This is a genomic window from Streptomyces sp. NPDC059564 (assembly GCF_042735575.1).
Taxonomy (GTDB): Bacteria; Actinomycetota; Actinomycetes; order Streptomycetales; family Streptomycetaceae; genus Streptomyces.
Genome location: NZ_JBHWBP010000407.1, coordinates 1 through 6,467 on the forward strand (window position 1 = coordinate 1; position 6,467 = coordinate 6,467).

The 6,467-nt window shown below is 72.3% G+C and carries 2 protein-coding genes; both read left to right on the forward strand.

The window, feature by feature from the left end:
- Positions 1-2,091, forward strand: a 2,091-nt coding sequence (locus tag ACFV0Q_RS36670) for a hypothetical protein (RefSeq protein ID WP_385011627.1), incomplete at its 5' end; no start/stop codon positions are given.
- Positions 2,088-6,467, forward strand: a 4,380-nt coding sequence (locus ACFV0Q_RS36675) for a DUF6603 domain-containing protein (protein WP_385011629.1), incomplete at its 3' end; no start/stop codon positions are given. The genes ACFV0Q_RS36670 and ACFV0Q_RS36675, both read left to right, overlap by 4 nt.

A 6,467-nucleotide genomic window follows, 5' to 3' on the forward strand; every position in this document is an offset into this window, starting at 1 on the left:
ACCGCTAACCGTCGGCTTGGGGGCCTGTTCGAGACCCCGAAGCCGCCACCGGGCCAGCTGCCCGCCTTCGTCGACGTCACCGGGACCTTCGCAGCGACCCCGCCCCGCAACCTCCAGGTCGCCGTCGTCGACTACCGCAAGGACCGACCCGTACTGGTCGACGAGCACATCGGGGACGTCCGCGACTTCGACAACATGCAGAACGTCGTGCTCCTGGCCGAGGGGTTCGAGGGCACGCCGGCCGACCGGGCCATGTTCACCAAGGCCGTCAACGACGCCGTGGCCGATGTGTTCAGCGTGCGTCGGCACGAGCCGTACGGGGTGCTCAAGGGGCGGTTCAACGTCTTCAGCGTCTTCGAGGAGTCCTTCCAGCGCGGGGTCACCTGCAGCCACCAGCTCGTCGACAAGGCGGGAGGATCGCCACGGATCGGCCTGCTGATCCCGTACGAGGGCCGGGCCGCGGCGACCCGGCCGAACAACCGGCACGTCTACACCGTGGCGGAGCTCGTCCACCGCGTCGGGCTGCCGCCACGCGTCGACGTCCGGCCGGACCTCGTGGAGGTCTGGAAGCACCAGGGCCTGACCGGCTTCGACCCCGCCCGCGTGGACGCCGCACTGATCCGGACCTGGAAGGAACACCGGTCCCCGGGCATCCTCCAGACCCGCGACACCTTCTTCGGGGTGTGCGCCGGCAGCCGGCTCGCGGACCGGACCTCCGGCCGCGGCGTCGTGCACAAGCCGCCGCAGGACAACGTGAACGACCCGGCCGTGGTGGCCTTCATCAGCCGCCTGTACACGTTCTGGAACACCGGCCCGACCGGTCTGTTCGCACTCGACCCCCGGCGCCACCCCCCGGAGCTGAACGCGGGCGGCGTTCGGACGAATCCACTGAACTCCGTGCAGACGTACGCGAGCCGGCTGAGCTACGTCGGCCGGTTCTCCCGCACCACCTACAAGGTGGGTCCGGTATGGGCCCCGGACGACACGCGGTTCCGGCGCAGCCGGGGCCTGATCGCGCTCCTCGTCTGCGACTTCGTGGGCCGCGGCGTCACCCTCAACGCCAGCACCATGACCGTGCAGAACTTCGTCGGCAAGCAGCTGCTGCTGTTCGACTTCGACACGCGGCCCGGCCACGACCCCGCGGAGATGCGGCGGGTCGTCCCCGCCCCGGACCCCGCCAAGGTGGACACGGACGATCTCGTCGACACGCTCGCCCACGAGTTCGGGCACAACTTCAACCTGGGGGACGAGTACGAGGACTACGAGGGCGACGGTCCGGACTCCTCCGAAGACCTGGTGGCGGACAACATCTCACTGCTCGGTTTCCTCCGCCCGGCCACGGCCAGCGACCGGTCGCTCGACATCAACAAGGTCAAATGGCTGAACCTGCCGCGCATGAAGTACTCGGCGAGGCTCGTCCGGCCCAGCGAAGCCCTGCCCAACGGCACCGGCATCAGGGTGGGGATCGACCCGGCGGAGCTCGCCGACTGGCGCAAGGTCCAGGGCGGCGAGAACAAGGTCTGCCTGCGGCAGTTCCAGCCCACCCGGGAAGGCAAGCAGCTTCCGCTGGAGAAGCTGCCGACCAGCAGGTTCCTGGAGGACGTGAACATCCGGGCGGACATCACCGTCGAGGGCGGAGTGGGAATCCTGGTCCTGACGGGCGGCAGCCTCACCCCGCCCTTCCAGGTGTTCGACACCGGATCCGTGCTCTACGTCCCCCTCAAGGACGCCCGCGGCACTCCCCTCACCGCCGCCGACAGCCGGGTACTGGCCTTCCTGCGCCAGCACCCCGCCCCGCTGAACCGGAACCCCGACCGGAAATTCCCGAGCGGCGACGCCGACATCCCGAAGCCCATCACCGGACTCACCGCGCGTGAACTCCGCAGGACGCTGATCGGCGTCTACGAGGGCGCGCAGATGTGGGCCGGTGCCCACTACCGGCCCAGCGGGGCCTGCAAGATGCGGGCCAGCGGCGGAACCGGCGAGCGCGGCTCCTTCTGCTACGTCTGCATGTGGCTCCTGGTCAACCGCATCGACCCGGGCCAACACGCCTTCGTCAGCCGCATGTTCTACCCGGGACGGACCCGATGAGCGGACCCGGCACCTTCGAGACCGTCCTCGCCGAGATCGGCCTCGCACTGTTGCCCCTGAGCTCCGCGCTCGCCTCTCCGCAGCAGTGCAGCGGACTGCTGCGCGAGCTCGGCTGGGCCGTCGAGGACGTCCCGGAGCCCCTCCAGGGCCTGCGCACCGGCGTGGACGCCCTCTCCGAGACCCTGCGCGCCCTGCTGGACGGCGGCTTCTCCGCCGATGACGTACCGCGCGTACTCGGGGCCCTCCAGGCACTGGTGAACGGCATCAGGGCGGTCAGCACGGCCCCGGACTCGGCGATCCCCGAGCACCTGCGCGCCGACGGCTTCCGCGAGCACTTCCCCAAACAGCTCATCGACCACCTCGTCGTCAGCCACCTCCAGCGCAACCGCCCGGCCCTCGGATTCGCCCTGCGCACCCTCGGCGTCGTCAAGGCCCGCCACGTGGCCCCCGCCGGGAACCGCCCGGCCCACCGGCACGTCTCCCTGGACCTCACGGACCTGCCGCGGGCCCTCACCGACCCCGCCGCCGTCCTGAAGGACGCCTACGGCTGGGGGGAGCCCGGATTCTCCTACTCCGCACTCGCCGCCCAGATCGACAACCTGCTGCACGCACTCGGCGCCTACACCACCCGAGGCCCCGCCGAGGACTGGACCGCCCAGTCCGTCCGGAACACGCCCCAGGAGCCCGGGGAGGCGCCGGTCCCCGTACTGCGGGCCGTGCTCCTGGAACAGCCCGACGGCGACGGCGACGAGGCAGTCTGCGCGGCCGAGGTCCGGATGCTGGAGCTGCCCCCGGGGTCCGGCCAGCCCGGTGGTCTGGCCCTGCTGCCCGCCTTCGCGGGCCGGCTCGGCGTGCAGGTACCGCTCGGTCCCGGCCTGACCCTGACCGTCCGCAGCGAGCTCGACCTGCAAGGCGGCGTGGGGCTGCGGATCCGGCCGGGCCGGCCCATCGAGACCGTGGTCGGCTTCGAGGCCGGGGACGGGACCCCCGTGCACCTCGAAGGGGCCGTCGAGGCGGTCGTCGAACGGACCCGGGCCGACGGCACCCCCGTCGTCCTCGTCGGATCCGCCGACGGCACCCGGCTGCAGTTCCGCAGCCTCGCGGGCGGCGGCGGGGTACGGCTGTCCGGCGAAGGCGCCGACATCTACACCGAGTTCCAGGTGCAAGGCCTCGAATTCGTCCTCAAACCGGGCGACGCCGACGGGTTCATCGCCGCCGTACTGCCCCGAGACGGCTTCACCCTCGGCGCGGACCTCGCGGTCGCGATCTCCCACCGGGACGGCTTCGCGTTCCGCGGCAGCTCCCACCTGGAGATCCGCATCCCGACCCATCTGGAACTCGGGCCGGTCGAGATCCGGGCCCTCACCGTCTCCGCGGCACCCTCCGGCGACGGGCTGCCGGTCTCCCTCGGCGCGACCTTCCGGGCCGCCCTCGGGCCCGTCACGGCCGTGGTCGAGGAGATCGGCCTCACCGCGCGGCTCGCGATCCGCCCCGACAACGACGGCAACCTCGGCCCCGTCGACGTGTCCCTCGGCTTCAAGCCGCCCAAGGGCGCCGGCCTGGCCGTGGACGCCGGGATCGTCAGCGGCGGCGGATACCTGTACTTCGACCCGGACCACGGGGAGTACGCGGGCGCCCTCGAACTCGACTTCGCCGGGATCGTGGCCCTCAAGGCCATCGGGCTGATCAGCACCCGGATGCCGGACGGCAGCCGCGGATTCTCCCTGCTGATCGTCATCGCGGCCGAGTTCGGCGGCGGCGGGATCCAGCTCGGCTTCGGCTTCTCCCTGCTCGCGGTCGGCGGACTGGTCGGCCTGAACCGCGGTATGGACCTGGACGCGCTGGGCGACGGCGTGCGCTCGGGAGCCATCGAGTCGGTGATGTTCCCGAAGGACGTGGTCGCCAACGCCCCCCGGATCCTCAGCGACCTGCGCGCCTTCTTCCCGCCGGAGGACGGCACCTTCCTCGTCGGGCCGATGGCGAAGATCGGCTGGGGCACCCCCGCCCTGCTCCGGATCTCCCTCGGACTGATCATCGAGATCCCGCCCGGCAACATCGCCGTCCTCGGGGTGCTCAGCTGCGTACTGCCCACCGAGCAACTGCCCCTGGTCGTCATCCAGGTCCAGTTCCTCGGCGCCCTGGAGGTCGACAAGTCCCGGCTGTGGTTCGTCGCGCGCCTCTTCGACTCGCGCATCCTGACCATGACCATCAACGGCGGGATGGGCCTGTTCATCTCCTGGGGCGACAGCCCCGAGTTCGTCCTGACCGTCGGCGGTTTCCACCCCTCCTTCCGGCCGCCCGCCCTGCCCTTCGACGTCCCCGACCGGATCTCGGTGGACATCCTCAACCAGCCAGGCCGCCTGCTCCGCGTCTCCGGCTACCTCGCCGTCACCAGCAACACCGTCCAGTTCGGCGCCAAGGCGGAACTCCGCCTGGGCTTCGATGACTTCGGCATCGAGGGCGAGCTGAGCTTCGACGCGCTGTTCCAGTTCTCGCCCTTCGCCTTCGTCATCCAGATCTCCGCCCACATCTCCCTCAAGGCCTTCGGCGTCGGCCTCTTCGGCATCGACCTCGACTTCGTGCTGGAGGGCACCTCGCCCTGGCGCGCCCACGGACGCGGCTCCATCTCCCTGCTGTTCTTCGAGATCTCCGCCGACTTCGACATCGAATGGGGGGAGGCCCAGCAGACGACGCTGCCTCCCGTCGAGGTGCTCGCCCTGCTGGAGAACGAGGTCAAGAAGACCGAGGGCTGGACCACCCGGCTGCCCTCCGGTGGCACCCGCACCCTGGTCACCCTCCGGGACCTCTCCGCCGCCGACGGTCTGGTCCTGCACCCGCTCGGGACCCTGTTCATCGCGCAGCGGGTGGTCCCGCTCGACGTGCGCATCGACCGGATCGGCGCCCAGCACGCCTCCGACGGGCAGCGGTTCCGCATCGAACCGGGAGAGCGCAGCGGCTTCGTCAAGCTCTCGGACACGGCCGAGAAGTTCGCGATGGCCCAGTTCCAGGACATGGCCGACGACGTGAAACTGTCCAGGCCCGCCTACGAGGAACAGGACGCGGGGGTCGAACTCGCCGCGGACGAAGGGGCGCTGTCGGCGCCCCGCGTCGTACGGCGCAGCGCCCGGTACGAGCAGATCGTCGTCGACCGCAAAGCCCGGCAGGTCGTCCGGCCCCTGCGGGACGGGACCGGCCCGGCCGGCCCGCCGACGGGCGGCAGGAAACTCGTCAGCGTCAGCCCCGCCGTGTTCGGCCGGCTGCTGAAGGGCAACAGCACCAGCCGCTCACCGCTCGCCCGCACCGACGCGCAGCGCCGCCGACCCGTCCCCGAGCAGGACACCGCCCGGGCCACGGGACAGCAGTACGTGGTGGCGTACACCCGTAACAACGCGCAGGCGTTCCCGCCGCAGAGCCCCGGCACCCCGCTGCCGCCCGCCGCGTCCTTCCGCAGCCCCACCGCGGCGGCCGACGCCCTTGCCCAATGGCTGACCGTGGACCAGCGCCTGGCCGGGAAGCTGCACGTCATCCCCGTCTCGGACGCGCAGGGCCGGCCGCACACCCCCGGCACCTGGACGGCCGCGGCCACGCCCGCGCCCGCAGCGGTGACGGACACGGACCCCGTCCTGCTGACCGGTGGCGCGGTCCTGCTCGCCGGGGGCTGCGACGGCGCCGGTACCCCGGTGGCCACCGTGGGCCTGTTCGACCCGGTGAACACCGGCTGGTCCGCGGCCCCACCGCTGGCCGCCGCCCGCCGCGGCCACAGCACCACCCGGCTGGGCGACGGCAGGGTCCTCGTGACGGGCGGTACGGGCACCACCGGCGCGGTGCTCGCCTCGGCGGAGCTCTACGACCCGGCCACAGGAACCTGGCGGAACACCAAGGAGGCACCGCTGAGCGGACGTTCGGGGCACGCGGCCCTCGCCCTCCCGGGCGGCGGGCTGCTGGTCACGGGCGGCACCCGGGACGGCCGCAGCCTGGCCTCGGCCGAGCGGTACGACCCGGCCGGGGACCGCTGGCAGGCGGCGGCGCCGATGAGCGGGGCGCGGTCCGGACACCGCATCGTGCCGCTGCCCCGGGGCGGGGTGCTCGTCGTCGGCGGGGCCCTGGCCACCGGGGCGGGCCAGGTGCCGCTGGCCTACTGCGAGCGGTACGACCCGGACACCGACCTGTGGACCCCCGCCGCGAGCCTGCGCACCCCGCGCGCCGGGCACCAGGCGACCGTCCTCGCCGACGGCCGGATCCTGGTCACCGGCGGGGATCCCGTCCTGCTGCCCGAAGGCGGCGCGGTCGGCGGGCAGAGCCTGGCGGACGCCGAGATCTACGACCCGGCCTTGGACGTGTGGGCGCCCGTGGCGGACATGCCGGCGGGCCGCGGC